At 70.0% G+C, this 17,733-nt stretch carries 13 protein-coding genes; 9 read left to right on the top strand and 4 right to left on the bottom strand.

Annotated features, from left to right (window positions below):
• Nucleotides 1-66: 66 nt before the first annotated feature.
• Nucleotides 67-1,296, top strand: coding sequence for a hypothetical protein (locus AB0D18_RS22365; RefSeq protein WP_362421178.1), 1,230 nt, complete (start codon nucleotides 67-69; stop codon nucleotides 1,294-1,296).
• Here AB0D18_RS22365 and glgX read toward each other — a convergent pair whose 3' ends face one another.
• A complete protein-coding gene (gene glgX, locus AB0D18_RS22360; protein ID WP_362421176.1) occupies nucleotides 1,297-3,585 on the bottom strand; it encodes a glycogen debranching protein GlgX in 2,289 nt (762 codons plus the stop codon).
• A gap of 169 nt (nucleotides 3,586-3,754) precedes the next feature.
• Between glgX and AB0D18_RS22355 the strand changes: the two genes are divergently transcribed.
• From AB0D18_RS22355 to AB0D18_RS22330, 6 genes are all read left to right on the top strand, one after another.
• Nucleotides 3,755-4,975: an Ig-like domain-containing protein gene (locus tag AB0D18_RS22355; protein WP_362421175.1), complete on the top strand. Its 1,221-nt coding sequence runs from the start codon at nucleotides 3,755-3,757 to the stop codon at nucleotides 4,973-4,975.
• Between the two features lie 266 nt (nucleotides 4,976-5,241).
• Nucleotides 5,242-6,411 carry an Ig-like domain-containing protein gene (locus AB0D18_RS22350; protein WP_362421613.1) on the top strand — a complete coding sequence of 390 codons (1,170 nt, stop codon included), beginning with the start codon at nucleotides 5,242-5,244 and terminating at the stop codon, nucleotides 6,409-6,411.
• A gap of 108 nt (nucleotides 6,412-6,519) precedes the next feature.
• A complete protein-coding gene (locus AB0D18_RS22345; protein ID WP_362421173.1) occupies nucleotides 6,520-7,287 on the top strand; it encodes an enoyl-CoA hydratase-related protein in 768 nt (255 codons plus the stop codon).
• A 247-nt stretch (nucleotides 7,288-7,534) separates the two neighbouring features.
• The gene (locus tag AB0D18_RS22340; RefSeq protein WP_362421172.1) at nucleotides 7,535-8,056 is read left to right on the top strand and encodes an ATP-binding protein; all 522 of its coding nucleotides are present in this window, start codon (nucleotides 7,535-7,537) and stop codon (nucleotides 8,054-8,056) included.
• Between the two features lie 790 nt (nucleotides 8,057-8,846).
• Entirely contained in the window at nucleotides 8,847-9,638 is a 792-nt protein-coding gene (locus AB0D18_RS22335; RefSeq protein ID WP_362421611.1) for a polysaccharide deacetylase family protein, read from the top strand.
• Nucleotides 9,635-10,840, top strand: a complete 1,206-nt coding sequence (locus AB0D18_RS22330) for a YncE family protein (protein WP_362421170.1) — start codon at nucleotides 9,635-9,637, stop codon at nucleotides 10,838-10,840. The genes AB0D18_RS22335 and AB0D18_RS22330 overlap by 4 nt, the downstream gene beginning before the upstream one ends.
• A gap of 165 nt (nucleotides 10,841-11,005) precedes the next feature.
• On the opposite strand, the gene AB0D18_RS22325 is transcribed toward AB0D18_RS22330, so the two are convergent.
• Nucleotides 11,006-11,683 (bottom strand): GNAT family N-acetyltransferase, encoded by a 678-nt coding sequence (locus AB0D18_RS22325; protein WP_362421168.1) that lies wholly within the window; start codon nucleotides 11,681-11,683, stop codon nucleotides 11,006-11,008.
• A gap of 68 nt (nucleotides 11,684-11,751) precedes the next feature.
• Between AB0D18_RS22325 and AB0D18_RS22320 the strand changes: the two genes are divergently transcribed.
• Nucleotides 11,752-13,386, top strand: coding sequence for a right-handed parallel beta-helix repeat-containing protein (locus tag AB0D18_RS22320; protein WP_362421166.1), 1,635 nt, complete (start codon nucleotides 11,752-11,754; stop codon nucleotides 13,384-13,386).
• 86 nt (nucleotides 13,387-13,472) lie between these two features.
• Entirely contained in the window at nucleotides 13,473-13,691 is a 219-nt protein-coding gene (locus AB0D18_RS22315) for an EF-hand domain-containing protein (protein ID WP_362421165.1), read from the top strand.
• 88 nt (nucleotides 13,692-13,779) lie between these two features.
• On the opposite strand, the gene AB0D18_RS22310 is transcribed toward AB0D18_RS22315, so the two are convergent.
• Together AB0D18_RS22310 and AB0D18_RS22305 are read right to left on the bottom strand one after the other, a co-directional pair.
• Entirely contained in the window at nucleotides 13,780-14,328 is a 549-nt protein-coding gene (locus AB0D18_RS22310) for a PadR family transcriptional regulator (protein WP_362421163.1), read from the bottom strand.
• 766 nt (nucleotides 14,329-15,094) lie between these two features.
• Nucleotides 15,095-17,134, bottom strand: a complete 2,040-nt coding sequence (locus tag AB0D18_RS22305) for an NADPH-dependent 2,4-dienoyl-CoA reductase (RefSeq protein WP_362421161.1) — start codon at nucleotides 17,132-17,134, stop codon at nucleotides 15,095-15,097.
• Nucleotides 17,135-17,733 lie beyond the last annotated feature (599 nt).

Here is a 17,733-nt window from a genome sequence, read left to right as displayed (position 1 = left end):
ACCCGCACCATGGGCGAAGCGATGTGAACACAAGGGGTGGGGACAGTGGGGAAGAAGTGGAGAGCGGTGCCGGTCCTGGCACTGCTGCTCGCCGTGGTGACGGCATGCGACGACGGAACGGGCACCCGCGTCGAGCGGACGGCGCCGAGCACGGGGCAGAGCGCGGCGCAGCCGCCCGCGGGCCCGCACCCGCTCTTCAAGAAGCAGGTGCGCGACCAGGTCTCCGCCGCCCACAGCGTGACGGAGAAGACCGGCTCGGCCCACTTCGTCTCCACCCTCGTCTACGGCTCGGCCAAGGGCGACATCGTCCAACGGGACGAGGGCGACCAGGACTACACCACGCAGTCCGCCTCCGCCGAGCACACGTTCTTGATGCCCGCCGCGCACCCGGCGTCCCTGCTGGAGGACCTGAACGAGGACACCCGGAAGAGCCGGCAGAGCCTGATCGTCGCCGACGGCGACGTGCTCCACCACACCTCGTCGGGCCGCTGGCTGCGCTACTCGAGCGCGGCGGGCAGCGAGTTCGCCAAGAAGGCGGACGAGATGCTGAGCCACTCCGGCGAAGCAGCCCCGTACCGCACACCGTTGAGCGACATCCTGGCCGAGCTGTCCGCCGAGAACGCCCCGAAGGTGCAGCCGGACGGCACCCGCCGCTACACCGAGAAGATCAACAGGCAGTCGGTCGGACAACTCCTGCCCGATGCGCTGCGCGCGGCGATCTGGCAGGAGAACAAGGACGGCCCCACGACGCAGGCCCCGCTGACCGTCGACGTCGACGCCAAGGGCCGGGTCACCAGGATCGAGGCCAACCTCGACGGCGTCCTGCCGGTCCTGAAGAAGAACGCGGCAAGCCACCTCCCCGGCGTCCGCACCCTCCGCGCCCAGTACACCCTCACCCACTTCGGCCGGGCGATCCCCGCCCCCGCGCCCGTCGGTGCGACCGTCGACGACGCCGAGAAGCTCCTCGTCGCGCTCCAGGACATGAAGCCCGGTACCTGCGCCGACTCCAAGGACACCGGCATGAAGGTCAAACAGCTGGCCCGCCCGGTGGACTGCGGCAAGCGCCACGACCTGCGCGTCTTCGGCCAGGTGGCCATCGACGAGCCGGCCGACGGCGACGAGGAGCAGCAGGCCGACAGCATCGCCATGGACGAGTGCGGCCGCAAGTACGACTCGATGCCCGCCGGTTGGCGATCCGACACGATCGACAACGGGTACTACACCCAGCGGAGCGATCTCAGCACCCTTGGAGACACCCTCAAGGGCGCCTACACCTGTTACTTCCTCACCCCCTGATCACCTCCCCACCCGCATCAGCACCACCGCCCGCCCCGGCACCGAAACCACCGCACCCCCCGCGTACCGCACCGCCGCCACCTCAACCGGCTCCTCCACCGACGTGTCCACCACCACCTCGTACGAAGCCGCCCACGGCTCCCCTGGCAGCCGGAAGTCCACCGGATCCGCCCCCGCGTGCAGCACCACCAGGAAGCTCTCGTCCACGACCTTCTCGCCGCGCGCGTCCCGTCCCGGAATGTCGGTCCCCGACAGGTACATCCCGAGCGTCGCCGCCGGCGCGTACCAGTCGTCCGGTGTCATCTCCTCACCCCGCACCGTGAACCACGCCAAGTCCCGCAGCCCGTCCGCCCCCTGGGCCCGGCCCGAGAAGAACGCCCGCCGCCGCAGCACCGGATGCGCGTGCCGAAGCGCCAGCAGCCGCGACGTCAGGTCGAACAGGGACCGCCAGCCCGGGGCCTCCAGCAGGGACCAGTCCACCCAGCTGATTTCGTTGTCCTGGCAGTACGCGTTGTTGTTGCCGCCCTGCGTGCGGCCCATCTCGTCACCCGCGACCAGCATCGGCACGCCCGTCGACAGCAGCAGCGTCGTCACCAGGTTGCGCAGCTGCCGCCTGCGCAGGGCGAGGACGGACGCGTCGTCGGTCTCGCCCTCCGCCCCGCAGTTCCAGGACCGGTTGTCGTTCGTCCCGTCCCGGTTGCCCTCCTCGTTCGCCGCGTTGTGCTTCTGCTCGTACGAGACGAGGTCCCGCAGCGTGTAACCGTCGTGCGCCGTCACGAAGTTGACCGACGCGTACGGCCGCCGGCCGCCCCACGCGTAGAGGTCGCTCGACCCCGACAGCCGGTAGCCCAGATCCCGTACGTCCGGCAGCGCGCCCCGCCAGAAGTCCCGTACCGCGTCCCGGTAGCGGTCGTTCCACTCCGTCCACAGGGGTGGGAAGGCGCCGACCTGATAGCCGCCGCTCCCCACGTCCCACGGCTCCGCGATCAGCTTCACCCGCCGCAGCGTCGGGTCCTGGGCGATCACCGCGAGAAAGGGGGAGAGCATGTCCACGTCGTGCATCGACCGCGCCAGCGCCGCCGCCAGGTCGAACCGGAAGCCGTCCACCCCCATCTCGGTGACCCAATACCGCAGCGAGTCCGTGATGAGGCGGAGCACGTGCGGCTGTACGACATGCAGAGTGTTGCCGCACCCCGTGTAGTCCGCGTACCGCCGTGTATCGCCCTGCAACCGGTAGTACCCGCGGTTGTCGATCCCCCGCATCGACAGCGTCGGCCCCAACTCACCGGCCTCGGCCGTGTGGTTGTAGACCACGTCCAGGATCACCTCGATGCCGGCCGCGTGCAGCGCCTGCACCATCCGCTTGAACTCGCCGACCTGCTGCCCGGTCGTCCCGCTCGCCGCGTACCCCGCGTGCGGGGCGAAGTAGCCGATGGAGTTGTAGCCCCAGTAGTTCTTCAGCCCCCGCCGCAGCAGGTGGCCCTCGTGCGCGAACTGGTGCACCGGCAGCAGCTCCACCGCCGTCACCCCCAGCCGCACCAGGTGCTCGATCGCCGCCGGATGCGCCAGGCCCGCGTACGTACCCCGAAGCTCCTCCGGGATCCCCGGGTGCCGCATCGTGAAGCCGCGCACGTGCAACTCGTAGATCACCGAGTCCGCCCACGGCGTCTTCGGCCGCCGGTCGTCCACCCAGTCGTCGTCATCGTGGACGACGACGCCCTTCGGGACGTACGGAGCGGAGTCCCGCTCGTCGCGCACCGTGTCGGCGACGTGCTGCTGCGGCCAGTCCCGTACGTGCCCGTACACCTCGGGCGGGAGTACGAAGTCGCCGTCGACCGCCCGTGCGTACGGGTCGAGCAGCAGCTTCGCCGGGTTCCAGCGGGCACCCGTCCACGGGTCCCACCGCCCGCGCACCCTGAATCCGTACCGCCGGCCGGGCCGCACCCCCGGCACGAAGCCGTGCCACACCTCGTGCGTCAGTTCGCTCAGCCGGCAGCGGGTCTCTTCGCCCGCTTCGTCGAAGAGGCACAGCTCGACGCCCTCCGCGCCCCCCGCCCACAGTGCGAAGTTGGTCCCCGCCACCCCGTCGGGGCCGACCCGGAACCGGGCCCCCAGGGGGTTCGGAGCCCCCGGCCACACGGGTGGCCGGGGGCTCTCGCCGGGCTGCTTGCGGTGGCCGTTGCCGCTCGCGGCCTCCGTCGCGGCCCCGTTCGGGGATCCGGCCCAGGGGCCGTGGGGCACATCGCCCCCCGGTACTTCCTGCACGTCCTGTTCGGGTGCGCTCGACACCGTTAAGCCTCCCGCGACTCGTCGGGGACCGGCGAGTCGAGAGGCACGACGGCGTCCCGGCCGCCAGGCTCTCCACATGAGGTCCTCCCTGCTGTCATGCCCAGAGTGGCGCTCGCACTCACGTTTCCCCCGCAGGCCGCTGGCCGTTGACCCGAACGTGAGACACCCAGTGACAAGAACCCCCGCCCTCGCCACCACCCTCGCCCGCGCCGGAACCGCCCTGGCCCTGGCCCTCGCCCTCAGCGGCTGCTCCGGCGGCGGCATCGGCTCCTGGTTCAAATCCGAGCCCCTCTCCCCCGAAGAGGCGATCCAGATCGTCCCCGCCGACAACGCCAAGGACGTCAAGGTCGCCGACCCGCTCGAAGTGACCGTCCCCGAGGGCACGTTGGAGCGGGTCAAGGTCATGCGCGTCGAGGACTCCGAGCAGCAGGAGGTACGGGGACGGATCAGCGCCGACGGCACCTCCTGGCAGCCGGACGCCGCCGACACCACCGGGAAGCTGGTGCTGGCCGCCAAGTACACCGTCCACGCGGTCGCCGTCGACGAGGACGGCCACCGGTCCGCCCGTACGACCTCCTTCACCACCCACGTCCCCGACGAGCGCTTCATCGGCTACTTCAAGCCGGAGAACCGCTCCACCGTCGGCACCGGAATGATCATTTCCTTCTCCTTCAACCGGGCCATCGTGAACAAGGCCGCCGTCGAGCGCGCCATCCGCGTCACCTCGCAGCCCGCCGTACCCGTCGTCGGCCACTGGTTCGGCAAGGAACGCCTCGATTTCCGGCCGCGTACGTACTGGCGTCCCGGCACCCGCGTCACCACCGACATCCAGCTGCGCGACGTACCGGCCGCCCCCGGCGTCTACGGCATCCAGAACAAGACCGTGTCCTTCACCGTCGGCCGCCACCAGAGCTCCCTCGTCGACGCCGCGGACCACACCATGACCATCACCCGCGACGGTGAGGTCCTCTCCGAGCTGCCGATCAGTGCGGGCACCGACAAGAACCCCACGTACAACGGGAAGATGGTGGTCAGCGAGATGCACGACGTGACCCGGATGAACGGCCGCACCGTCGGCTTCGGCGGCGAGTACGACATCGCGGACGTCCCGCACGCCATCCGCCTCACCTCCTCCGGCACCTTCCTGCACGGCAACTACTGGTCGAGCGGAGTCTTCGGCTCCAGCAACGCCAGCCACGGCTGCATCGGACTGCGCGACGAGAAGGGCGGCAGCGGGGGCACCCCGGCGGGCTGGTTCTTCGACCGCACGCTCGTCGGCGACATCGTCGAAGTGGTCAACTCACATGACCGAAAGGTCGCTCCCGACAACGGCCTCGGCGGCTGGAACATGGACTGGGACCAATGGACGGCGGGCTCCGCCCTGCGCTGAGGGCCCCGCGACGGTCCTGGCCTGCGTCTTGGGGGTGAACGGCGGGGCTGAACCTTGGGACTGAACGGTGACATTCCAGGGGAGTCCCGAGCGCACCCGATGTGATTATCTAGCGCACAGTGCGCGGTAGTTGCGTGCGGGGGTGCGGGCCTGGTCAGGGCCGTGCGCGAGGGGAGAATTCCACATTGAACAGGCAGCCGATCCCGGTCACTTCCGGGCCCAGGGGAACACGTCCGCGCGGCGGCCGGGCACTGCTCGCGCCCGCACTGGGCGCCCTGCTGCTTCTGGTCACCGCCTGCGGCGGCGGCGCATCGGACAGCACGGGCAAGCCGGACACGGCCAAGCCGGGCGCGGCCCAGGCCGACACCAAGGCGTCCCAGGCGGTCGTCACCGTCGCCCCGAAGAACGGTGCCAAGGACGTCGCGACCAGCGGCACCCTGAAGATATCCGCCGACAAGGGCAAGCTGACCGAGGTCAAGGTCGCCGACTCCAAGGGCAACGAGATCGAGGGCAAGCTCGCCGCCGACGGCCGCGGCTGGGAGCCTTCCCACCACCTCGCCGCCAGTACGACGTACAAGGTGCACGCCATCGCGAAGGACTCCGAGGGCCGCGCGTCGGCCCAGGACACCTCCTTCACGACCCTCGTCCCGAAGAACACCTTCATCGGTGAGTTCCGGCCCGAGGACGGCACCAAGGTCGGCGTCGGCATGCCGGTGTCCTTCCACTTCACCCGCGGCATCACCTCGCCGGAAGCCGTACGGAACGCGATCAAGGTGACGGCCGAGCCGTCCGTGCCGATCGAGGGCCACTGGTTCGGCAACGACCGCCTGGACTTCCGCCCCGAGAAGTACTGGGCGCCGGGCACCGAGGTCACCGTCAAGATGAACCTGGACGGCGTCGAGGGCCGCCCGGGCGTCTACGGCAAGCAGAACCGCACGGTGAAGTTCACCATCGGCCGCAGCCAGGTCTCTACCGTCGACGCCAAGAGCAAGACGATGAAGGTCGTCCGCGACGACAAGCTGATCAGGACGATCCCGATCACCGCGGGCGCCCCGTCCACGACGACGTACAACGGCCAGATGGTCATCAGCGAGAAGCTCAAGGTGACCCGGATGAACGGCGCCACCGTCGGCTTCGGTGGCGAGTACGACATCAAGGACGTCCCCAACGCCATGCGCCTGTCGAACTCCGGCACCTTCATCCACGGCAACTACTGGGCCTCCTCCGACACCTTCGGCTCCGCCAACGTCAGCCACGGCTGCGTCGGCCTGCGCGACCAGCGCGGCGCGGGGGACAGCGGCACCCCGGCGGCCTGGTTCTGGAACAGCTCGCAGATCGGCGACGTCGTCATCGTCAAGAACTCCCACGACAAGCAGATCGCCCCCGACAACGGCCTCAACGGCTGGAACATGTCGTGGGCGGAGTGGACCAAGTAACCCTCCTTGCCTCACCTGTACGGGCCCGGCGCACTGTGTGACCAAGTGCACCGGGCCCGTACATGTGCTCCGGTCCCTTCTTCGTGAACGAGCGCTAACCTCGCCCGTATGACAGTCACTCTCGAAGTCACCTCCGGCGTCGGCACGATCCGCCTCGACCGTCCCCCGATGAACGCCCTCGACGTCGCCACCCAGGACCGCCTGCGCGAGCTTGCCGAGGAGGCCACCCGCCGCGACGACGTGCGCGCGGTCGTCGTCTACGGCGGCGAGAAGGTGTTCGCGGCGGGTGCGGACATCAAGGAGATGCAGGCGATGGACCACGCCGCGATGGTCGTACGGTCCAGGGCGCTCCAGGAGTCCTTCACCGCGGTCGCCCGCATTCCCAAGCCCGTCGTCGCCGCCGTCACCGGTTACGCGCTGGGCGGCGGCTGCGAGTTGGCGCTCTGCGCGGACTTCCGCATCGCCGCCGACAACGCCAAGCTCGGCCAGCCCGAGATCCTGCTCGGTGTGATCCCGGGCGCCGGCGGCACCCAGCGCCTCTCCCGCCTCGTCGGCCCCTCCAAGGCCAAGGACCTCATCTTCACCGGCCGCATGGTGAAGGCGGACGAAGCCCTCGCGATCGGTCTGGTCGACCGGGTCGTACCGGCCGCCGAGGTGTACGAGCAGGCACACGCATGGGCCGCGAAGCTCGCGCAGGGCCCGGCGCTGGCGCTGCGCGCGGCCAAGGAGTCCGTCGACACCGGCCTGGAGACGGACCTGGAGACCGGCCTCGCCGTCGAACGCACCTGGTTCTCGGCCCTGTTCGCCACCGAGGACCGCGAGCGCGGCATGCGAAGCTTCGTGGAGGAGGGTCCGGGCAAGGCCAAGTTCCTCTGAGTGGCCGCAAATTGACGGAGGATCATCCATGTGGGGGGTTCGCCGGCTTAGCTCAGCCTTAAGGGGACCTTAAGCCGACCTTGCGCGGTACTGCGGGTGATCAGTCGCACGCAGCGGGTAGCCGCAGGTCAGTACGGGCACAGGCCCTTGCTTTTGGCTCTGACATATGCCGGGAGCCGCCCTGTGGGGGAGTCGTTCCGGGGGATTGATTCCCCCGGAACGGCTCCGGACGGCACCGGGTGCGGCCATGATGGAGGGCATGGCGGGCCTGGAGGGTGTGGAGGAACCGCGGCAGCAGGGGCATCTGACCGCCGCGCGGTGGACGCCTGCCGTCGAGGACGAACGGACGCGCACGGAGCTGGACACCTTCGGGGACCCGGCGGAGGGCGAGGTGAAGCTGCCCTCGCTGGGCGAGTCCGCGGGCACCGCGCGCCGGCTCGCCCTGTGGGTCGTACAGCGGAAGTGGGGACTGTCCCCGCAGGTCTCGGAGTTCGCGGTGCTGCTCGTCTCGGAACTCGTGGGCAACGCCGTCCGGCACACCGGTGCCCGGGTCTTCGGGCTGAAGATGCTGCGCCGCAGGGGCTGGATCCGCATCGAGGTGCGCGACCCGTCGCGCGGCCTGCCGTGCCTGATGCCGGTGAGCGAGACGGACGTCAGCGGCCGGGGCCTCTTCCTGGTGGACAAGCTCTCCGACAGGTGGGGCGTGGACCTGCTGCCGCGCGGCAAGACGACGTGGTTCGAGATGCGGGTCGTCGACCGCGAGCGCTAGAGGTCTCGCGAGCACTGGAGATCTCGCGAGCGCTAGAGGTCTTACGGGGCCGGGGGCCGGGGCTTTCGGGATTGGGGTTCAGGGCTGCGGGGCCCGGAAACGCCAGAAGCCCCCAGGCGCCGGGGTGGGGCGCACTGCGGGGGCTTCCGAAAGGGCCGTGGAGCGAAAAAGGGGTGTGCTCCAGGGCCTGGATGACGAACTGGCCCGGGTCAATGGGGTTCGTGTCTCCGACTATGGCAGACGGGCGGCTTCAAGCCAAAAGTCCCTACTCGGGCAAACCGCCGCAAACCCTCTCACTTAAGAAGTGAATCGTTGGTGAGGTGGACCACTGGCCTCGCATTCACTGCATAACTATGGGATTCGCTGCGTGATTCATTGACCCGAGAGGCATGTTCGGGTGCCGGGTGGCTCGTGTCCGTGCCGGACCCGAAACGCCCCCGAAGGAGCAATCGGCACATTCTGCTCTTTTCACATTTATGGTGCTCACCGGGGCCGGCCCTGCCCCACCCCCACCCCACCTGGCGAGGTGAGCCCCATCGCACCACCGACCGACCGCCGCAGCCCGCCGTGCAGAGAATCCGGAACGGTCCCCGCCGCGGGGGAAGGCGGTCCCGCCCCACGGTCCGGCCGCCGCGCCCTGCTGCGGGCCGGGGCCGCCGCCGCACTCGCGGGCGTGCTCGCGACAGGGTGCGAGGGGCCGGGCGGCTCCGGAGCGTCGGGACGCGGGGCGGGCGACGGAACCACCGCCCCCGGCCCCACGCACCCGGGCGCCGAAGCGGGGCGCGACGGCATGACCGGCACCGGAGGCACCGCCACCACGAACGGCCCCGCCGGGGCCGCATCCCCGGGCACCCCCGGCCGAGCCCCCGCCTCTTCCTCCGCCTCCTCCGCCTCTGCCGACACCCCCGGCGCCGCACCGGGCCGCGGGCACGCCAGGCCCGGCCAAGGTTCCGCGCCCGCCCCCCGCCGGTTCCCCGGCCACCCCGCCCAGGTCGAGCACGGCCCCCGCGACCGCCCCCGCGTCGCCCTCACCTTCCACGGCCAGGGCGACCCCGCGATCGCCCGCGCCGTACTCGCCGAGGCCGAACGCGCAGGGGCCCGCATCACCGTCCTCGCCGTCGGCAGCTGGCTCGACGAGCACCCCGACATGGCCCGCCGCATCCTCGACGGCGGCCACGACCTCGGCAACCACACCCAGCGGCACCTCACCGTCTCCGAGATGCCCGAGTGGGAGGCGTACCGCGAAATCACCGACTGCGCCCAGCGTCTGCGCCGCCTCACCGGCTCGATCGGCACCTGGTTCCGCCCGTCCCGCACCCAGTACGCGACCCCGCTCGTGCAGCGGCTCGCCCGCCGGGCCGGCTATCCCCACGTCCTCTCGTACGACGTGGACTCCCTCGACTTCACCTCGCCCGGCGCGACGGCCGTCACCCGCAAGGTCGCCGGGGAGATCCGCAACGGATCCGTGGTGAGCCTGCACTTCGGCTACGCGGACACGGTCGCCGCGCTGCCCGCCCTCCTCGACGACCTCCACCGCCGCAAGCTGCGCGCGGTGACCACCACGGAGCTGCTGACGACATGACCCCGCTGCCGCTGTCCTCCCGCCTGTCCCCCCGCACCCGCGCCCTCTGCGCGGCGACCGTCCTGCTCTCCGCCCTCACGGGCTGCGCGGAGCCGTCCGACAAGACCGGAGTGAAGGCCCTCGGCACGAACGCGGAGGCCCCGCCCGCCCACCTCAAGAAGGCGGCCCCGCCGGGCCTGCCCGGGATGCCCCCGGTGCAGAACCCCCAGGACATCTACGCGGCCAACCGTCCCGGCAACATCGCCCCGGTGGCCCGCAACTTCCCCTCCCGCGTCTACGTCCCCAACACCAAGTCCAACACCGTCTCGGTCATCGACCCCGCCACGTACAAGGTCATCGAGACGATCCCGGTCGGCATCCAGCCGCAGCACGTCGTCCCGTCCTGGGACCTGAAGACCCTCTGGGTCAACAACAACCGCGGCCACACCCTCACCCCGATCAACCCCGCCGACGGCGTGGCGGGCAAGCCGGTCGAGGTCCACGACCCGTACAACCTCTACTTCACCCCGAACGGCAAGCACGCGATCGTCATGGCGTCCATGGACCGCGAACTGGTCTTCCGCGACCCGCACACCATGAACCGCGTCAAGACCGTGCCGGTCACCTGCGCGGGCGTCAACCACGCCGACTTCTCCGCCGACGGCCGCTACTTCGTCGTCTCCTGCGAGTTCTCCGGCGAACTCCTCAAGGTCGACACGGAGCAGATGAAGGTTGTCGGCCAGCAGAAGCTCCCCTTCGAAGGAGCCATGCCGCAGGACGTCAAAATCTCTCCCGACGGCAAGACCTTCTACATCGCCGACATGATGGCGCACGGAATGTGGGTCCTGGACGGCGAGAAGTTCACCGCCCCCAAACTCCTCCCCACCGGCAAGGGCTGCCACGGTCTCTACATCTCCCGGGACTCCAAGGAGATGTACGTACCCAACCGCGGCGAAGGCTCCATCTCCGTCTTCGACTTCGCGAAGAACAAACTCACCAAGAAGTGGCACCTGCCGGACGGCGGCAGCCCCGACATGGGCGGCGTCTCGGCGGACGGCAAGGTCCTCTGGCTCGCCGGCCGCTACGACTCCGAGGTGTACGCGATCGACACGACCTCCGGAAAGCAACTGGCCCGCATCCCGGTCGGCGACGGCCCCCACGGCCTCGCGGTCTACCCCCAACCGGGCCGCTACTCACTGGGCCACACGGGAATCTTCCGATAGGGGCGCGACAGGCAAGGGGGCGCCCTTCAGGGGCGCCGGCCCCGCTCCCCAAGGCAGCTCGGGGCAATCTTTTAGGGGCGCGGGGAACTGCGCGATCAGCCCCCACGCACCCGCACGATGCCCCCGCCCCAAGCCCCTCCCGCCGACCGCCCCAGGCCCCTGCCCCTACACCCCCACCATCAAAACCTCCGACCCCACCGGCCGAAACCCCGCCGCCTGAAAAGTCCGCACACTCCGTGCATTCCCAGGCGGCTGCTGCGCCCACACCACCCCACCTGGCACCAACTGCCGCGCAGCCACCGCAAGTTGACGCCCCAGCCCCCGCCCCCGTACCCCCGGGTCGACCTCAATCGCCGCCTCCCACCGCCCAGCGACTCCCCGCCCCAGCACCAGCACGCCGCCGGCGTCCGCCGCCCACACCCGCACCCCGTCCCGGAACTTCATCGCCCGTGCCACCCGCGGATGCGAAGGGTCGTCGATCTCCTTCAGCCCCAGCTCCGGATCGGGGCGGCCGGGCAACGTGCCCGCCACGGTCAGCAGGTCGATCGTGTCGTTCATCCGACGCCCGGCCCGCTCCGCGAGCGCCACCAGGAAGAGCGGGTTCATGGACGCCGCGAGCGGATCGCACGGCGTCGCCGCCAGCGTCGTACGCACCCACTCCGGATCCTGGTCGGTAAAGATCACCGAGTGGGCGGTGAAGGACAGGACCCCCGCCACCCGCTGATCCGCCTGCGGTACGACGGTCACGCCGCCGTCCGGCGGCGGAAACACCCCGCGAGCGGCCGAATCGAGGAACTGGGCAAGCGAGTTGGGTCCGCGGGGAGCGGTGACTTGATCTCTCATGGAGAGATCCAAGCACCGGCGTGTTCCGTCCATGGCGTCGCCCCACCCGCACCGCCTACCGTCCGGCCATGTCGACCCCCGCACCCCGCCGCCGCGTACCCCACCGCCCCACCCCGCGAGCCGCCACCTTCCTCCTGGCCCTGGCCACCGCCGTACTGCCCACCGCAACGGCCGCAACGGCCGCGACCACTGCGACCGTCGCGACCACTGCGACCGCCACACCCGCCACCACCACCGAGACCCGCCCCCGCCCCACCACCACCGAGACCCGCCCCCGCCCCACCACCACCCACTACCTCGACTGCACCTCCGGCAACGACACCTCCAACGGCACCAGCGTCCGCACCCCCTGGCGCACCCTCGCCAAAGCCTCCACCGCCTACCGCCCGGGCGACCGCCTCCTCCTCAAGCGCGGCACCACCTGCACAGGCACCCTCGCCCCCACCGGCAACGGCACCCCCACCTCCCCCATCCGCCTCGACGCGTACGGCACCGGCGCCAAGCCGCACATCGAGGGCGCCGGCGCCCGAGCCGCACTCCTCCTCCGCAACTCCCAGGGCTGGGAGATCCGCAACCTCGACCTCTCCAACACCGGCCCGGCCCCCACCCCCGAACAGCGCCGCGCAGGCCTCCTCGTACTCCTCACCGACTTCGGCGTCGGCCGCCACTACGTCGTCGGCCACGTGGACGTGCACGACGTCAACGGCTCCGACCACAAGGACCCCGACCCCAGTGGCGGCATCCTCTTCGTCGTGCAGGGCGACAGGACCCCCACCCGCTTCGACGGCATCCGCATCGAGGACTCCACCGTCAAGCACGTCGACCGGACAGGCATCGGCACCATGTCCACCTGGGGCCGCCGCACCGCATACCCGGACGGCCCGGGTACGTCCTTCGAGCCCCTCACCGGTGTACGCATCCAACGCAACGACGTCCGCGACGTCGGCGGCGACGCCATCGTCACCCACAACGCCGACGGCGCCCGCGTCGAGCACAACTACGTCAACGGCTTCAACATGCGCTCCGCCGGCTACAACGCGGGCGTCTGGTCCTGGAACTCCGACAACGTCCTCACCCAGTACAACGAAGTCACCGGCGGCCACGGAACCCGCGACTCCGAGGCCTTCGACATCGACGGCGGCAACACCGACAACGTCTTCCAGTACAACTACAGCCACGACAACGAGGGCGGCTTCCTCCTCGTCTGCAACGGCGCCGGCATGACCAGCAAGGGCAACAAGGTCCGCCACAACATCAGCATCAACGACCGGAACACCGAGGCCCCCTACGGCGTCGTCGCCGTCGTCTGCGGCCCCACCACCGACACCCAGGTCCACCACAACACCATCGTCACCAAGCACCCCCACACCCGGATGGTCAGCAACAACGGCCAGACGGGCACCACCTTCCGCAACAACGTCTTCGTCGGCGCACCGACCCCCACCGGCTCCCCGACCGTCGACACCCTCTCCACCTTCTCCGGGAACCTCTACCTGAACACCGCCCAGCCCCGGGACCCGTACGCGGTCAACGCCGACCCGCTGTTCAGCGTCCCCGCTCCGGCCACCCCCGGCGACGTACGGCTGAAGCCCGGTTCCCCGGCGCGCGGCGCGGGCACTCCCGAGGCCGACGGCGTCACCCGCGACTACTTCGGCAACCGGATCCCGAACCCTCCCCACCTCGGTGCGTACCAGGGCCGCTAACCTGTCGCCGTATCGAATTGGCCCGGCCGACAGTGACGACACATCGACGACAGCGACCGGCCTGACTGCACCAAGGGGTGGACCACATGGCGGACATCGACATCGAGTCGGCGCGCAAGGCGTTCGGCAAGTTCGACAAGAACGGCGACGGCACGATCACGGCTGCCGAGTACAAGAGCGTGATGGCGGAGCTCGGCGACTTCACCGTCACCGAGACCGTGGCCCAGGCCATCATCAACGCCCACGACGGCAACAGCGACGGCCGGCTCGACTTCAACGAGTTCTGGACCTCCCGCCAGGGCTGAGGCCCGAAGCACGGGAAGGGCCGGAACCCCGCCAGGGTTTCCGGCCCTCCCTACTTCTGCCCTCTGACTTCTGCCCTCTGACCTCTGCCTACCCGTCCAGCTCCCGCAGTTCCCGCAGCTCCACCATGGCCTCCTCCAGCCACCCCACCCAGAACCGCTCCATCTCGATGCCGGCCCGCAGCACCAGATGCTGCAACCGTTCCTCACGGCCGCTCGCCCGCGCCGGGAAGTCCCGCTTCTCGAACTCCTGGTACGTCGCCAACTGCACGCGGTGCAGACCGAGATGACGCTCCACCTCCGCCAGCAGCTCCCCGGTGCCCACCATCGCCGCGGCCCGCAGGCGCAGCGCGAACGCGTCCCGCAGCGGTTTGGGATCCTCGGCCCTGGCCACCCAAGCGACCAGCTCCTCGCGCCCGGCGTCCAGGACCTCGTACTCCCGCTTCTGCCCCCGGGTCGGCACGTCCTGCGGCAGCGCCCGGATGAGCCCGGCCTGCTCCAGCTTGCCGAGCTCGCGGTAGATCTGCTGGTGGGTCGCCGACCAGAAGTACCCGATGGAAACGTCGAACCGCCGAGTCAACTCCAACCCGGAGGAGGGCTTCTCCAGCAGGGCGGTGAGGATCGCGTGGGGGAGTGACATGAGCGCATCCTAGGCAGCGACACAGCCCCGGCCAGACCAATCAGGACCCGCCCCAACGAGCCCGACCCGACCCAAACAGGGCCGGCCCAGCGGGCACGGGCGCCCCAAGCAGGGCCGGCCCAGCGGGCACGGTCGTGCCGATCAGGGGGCTGGTCAGCAGGCACGGCCAGACTAAGCAGGCTCCGACCCAGCAGTTACGGCCGTGCCGACCAAGGGGTCTGCCCAGCGGGTACGGGCGGGCCAAGCAGACTCCGGCCCAGCAGGCTCAGTCGTGCCGATCAGGGGGGGCGGCCCAGCAGGTAGGGACGGGATCAGGCAGGGCCTGCCCAGCGGGTACAGGCGGGCCAGGAAGAGGCCTGCCCCGGCGGGTACGGGGCGAGGCCAAGCAGGGTCTGCCCCGCGAGTTGGGGCCGACCGGCAGGTTCCTGCCCAGCCGGCACGGGTGGGACCAGGCAGGTCTGCCCCGGCCGGGTTCGGGCAGACCAGGCAGGGTCTGCCCCGCGGGTTCGGGCGGACCGGCAGGTTCCTGCCCAGCGGGTACGGTCTGGACCAAGCAGGCTCCAGCCCAGCGGGCACAGTCGTGCCGATCACGGGCCCGGTCCCGCAGGTAGCGGCCGGACCAAGCAGGGGCCCCGCCCAGCAGGTACGGCCAGACCAAGCAAGGGCCCCGCCCTGCCCTGCACGCACGGCCGGACCGAGCAAAGGCCCCGCCCCGCACGCCCGCCCGGCCGGACCGAGCAAAGGCCCGGAAGGAAGGGCCGGGGCCCTACAAGCCGGCCGCCAGCTCCGTCCCCTGCCGGATCGCCCGCTTCGCGTCCAGCTCCGCGGCCACGTCCGCACCGCCGATCAGATGCACCGGCACGCCACCGGCCACCAACTCCTCGTACAGATCCCGGCGCGGCTCCTGCCCCGTGCACAGAACGACGGTGTCCACCTCCAGCACCTTCCGCTCGCCGCCCACCACGACATGCAGCCCCTCGTCGTCGATGCGCTCGTACGTCGCCCCGGCGACCATCGTCACGCCGCGCTGCGCCAGCTCGGTGCGGTGGATCCACCCGGTGGTCTTGCCGAGCCCGGCGCCGACCTTGGTCTCCTTGCGCTGGAGCAGGTGCACGGTCCGCGTGGACTTCGGCCGCTCCGGAGCCCGCAGCCCGCCCCGGCCCTCGTACTCCATGTCCACACCCCACTGCCGGAAGAACACCTCGGGGGAGAGCGACGCCTCCTCGCCCTCGTCGGTCAGGAACTCCGCGACGTCGAAGCCGATCCCGCCGGCCCCGAGGATCGCGACCCGCTCACCGACCTGGACCTCACCGCGCAGCACCTCCAGGTAGCGGACGACGCTCCGGTGGCCGATGCCCTCGATCTCCGGGATGCGCGGCGTGACACCGGTGGCAAGGACCACCTCGTCGTACGCACCCGCCTCAAGCACCTCACGCGTCACCGCGGTCGACAGCCTGACCTCGACGCCGTACTCCTGAAGCCGGTTGCGGAAGTACCGCAGCGTCTCGTTGAACTCCTCCTTGCCGGGCACCTGCCGTGCGACGTTCAGCTGCCCGCCCACCACATCAGCAGCATCGAACAGCGTCACCGCGTGCCCCCGCTCGGCAGCCGTCACCGCACACGCGAGCCCGGCCGGACCGGCCCCGACGACGGCGACGCGCTTGCGCAGCCGGGTGGGGGAGAGGACGAGCTCGGTCTCGTGACAGGCCCGCGGGTTCACCAGGCACGAGGTGATCTTCCCGCTGAAGGTGTGGTCCAGACAGGCCTGGTTGCACCCGATGCAGGTATTGATGGACGCGGACTTCCCGTCCCGCGCCTTGGCGACGAACTCCGGGTCCGCCAGGAACGGCCGCGCCAGCGACACCAGATCCGCGAACCCGCCCGCCAGCAGCTCCTCCGCCAGCTCCGGCGTATTGATCCGGTTCGTCGTGACGAGCGGAATCCCCACCGACCCCATGACCTTCTTCGTCACCCAGGCGTACGCACCGCGCGGCACGGACGTCGCGATGGTGGGAATCCGCGCCTCGTGCCATCCGATCCCGGTGTTGATGATCGTTGCCCCGGCCGCCTCCACCGCCTTCGCCAGCTCCACGACCTCGTCGAACGTCGACCCGCCCGGCACCAGGTCCAGCATCGAGAGCCGGTAGATCAGGATGAAGTCGGGCCCGACCCGCTCCCGCACCCGCCGAACGATCTCCAGCGGGAACCGCACCCGGTTCTCGTACGAGCCGCCCCACCGGTCGTCCCTCTTATTGGTGTGGGAGGCAATGAACTCATTGATCAGATACCCCTCCGACCCCATGATCTCGACACCGTCGTACCCAGCTTCCTTGGCCAGCCCCGCCGCCCGTACGAAGTCCTCGACGGTCTCCTCGACCTCGGCGTCCGTCAGCGCATGAGGTACGAACGGGCTGATCGGCGCCTGGAGAGCGCTCGGCGCGACGAGCTCGGGGTGGTAGGCGTACCGCCCGAAGTGCAGGATCTGCATCGCGATCCGCCCGCCGGCTCCGTGCACGGCGTCCGTGATGACGCGGTGCTGCGCGGCCTCCTCGGGAGTCGTCAGCTTGGCGCCGCCGGGGTACGGGCGCCCGCGGTCGTTCGGCGCGATGCCCCCGGTGACCATGAGCCCGACCCCGCCGTGCGCCCGCTCGGCATAGAAGGCAGCCATCCGCTCGAACCCGTGCTCCGCCTCCTCCAGACCGACGTGCATGGATCCCATGACCACGCGGTTGGGCAGAGTGACGAAGCCCAGGTCCAGCGGGGCCAACAGGTGGGGGTACTGACTCGACGGGCTCGACTGGCTCATCCGACGCCTCCAGGTCCATGCGCTCACGCGACAACACTTATGCAACTAGTTGCACAATAGCGTCGGGTGGGCGATCAGGGGATGAGCGGTGGGTCACGTACCCCACACCCGGCCCGACCCGCCACCGGTTTGACGCGGAGCCGGTGCCTCCGTAAGGTTCTGCGGGTTGTCCTATGTGAGTACCGGTTCCTGACCGGGCAAGTGACAGCCATTCCGCAGAAACCATGATCAATGTGACCGACGTCAGTCGTGCTCATTTCCATGCACATTTGCGAAATGAGGAATCCGCGTTCGATGAGTTCGACGAGGACGAGCCCCGATTGGCATCGGGGCCCAGGAATCCGCTAATGTCTCACTCGTCGGAACGGCCCCACGGCCGCAAAGACACGGCATAAACATCCGGCTTCGCCGGGTGGCCACTGACTGGGAATCAGGCCCGAAAGGATCTGATAGAGTCGGAACCGCCGGAAAGGGAAAACGCGAAAGCGAAGAACCTGGAAAGCGCCGAGGAAGTCGGAACGGAAACGGTCTGATAGAGTCGGAAACGCAAGAACAGAACAAAATGAAACACCGAACGAAAACGTCCGGAGGAAAGCCCG

The sequence above is a fragment of the Streptomyces sp. NPDC048442 genome, assembly GCF_040651475.1.
Classification (GTDB): Bacteria; Actinomycetota; Actinomycetes; order Streptomycetales; family Streptomycetaceae; genus Streptomyces.
This window is presented reverse-complemented; position numbering and strand designations above follow the sequence as displayed.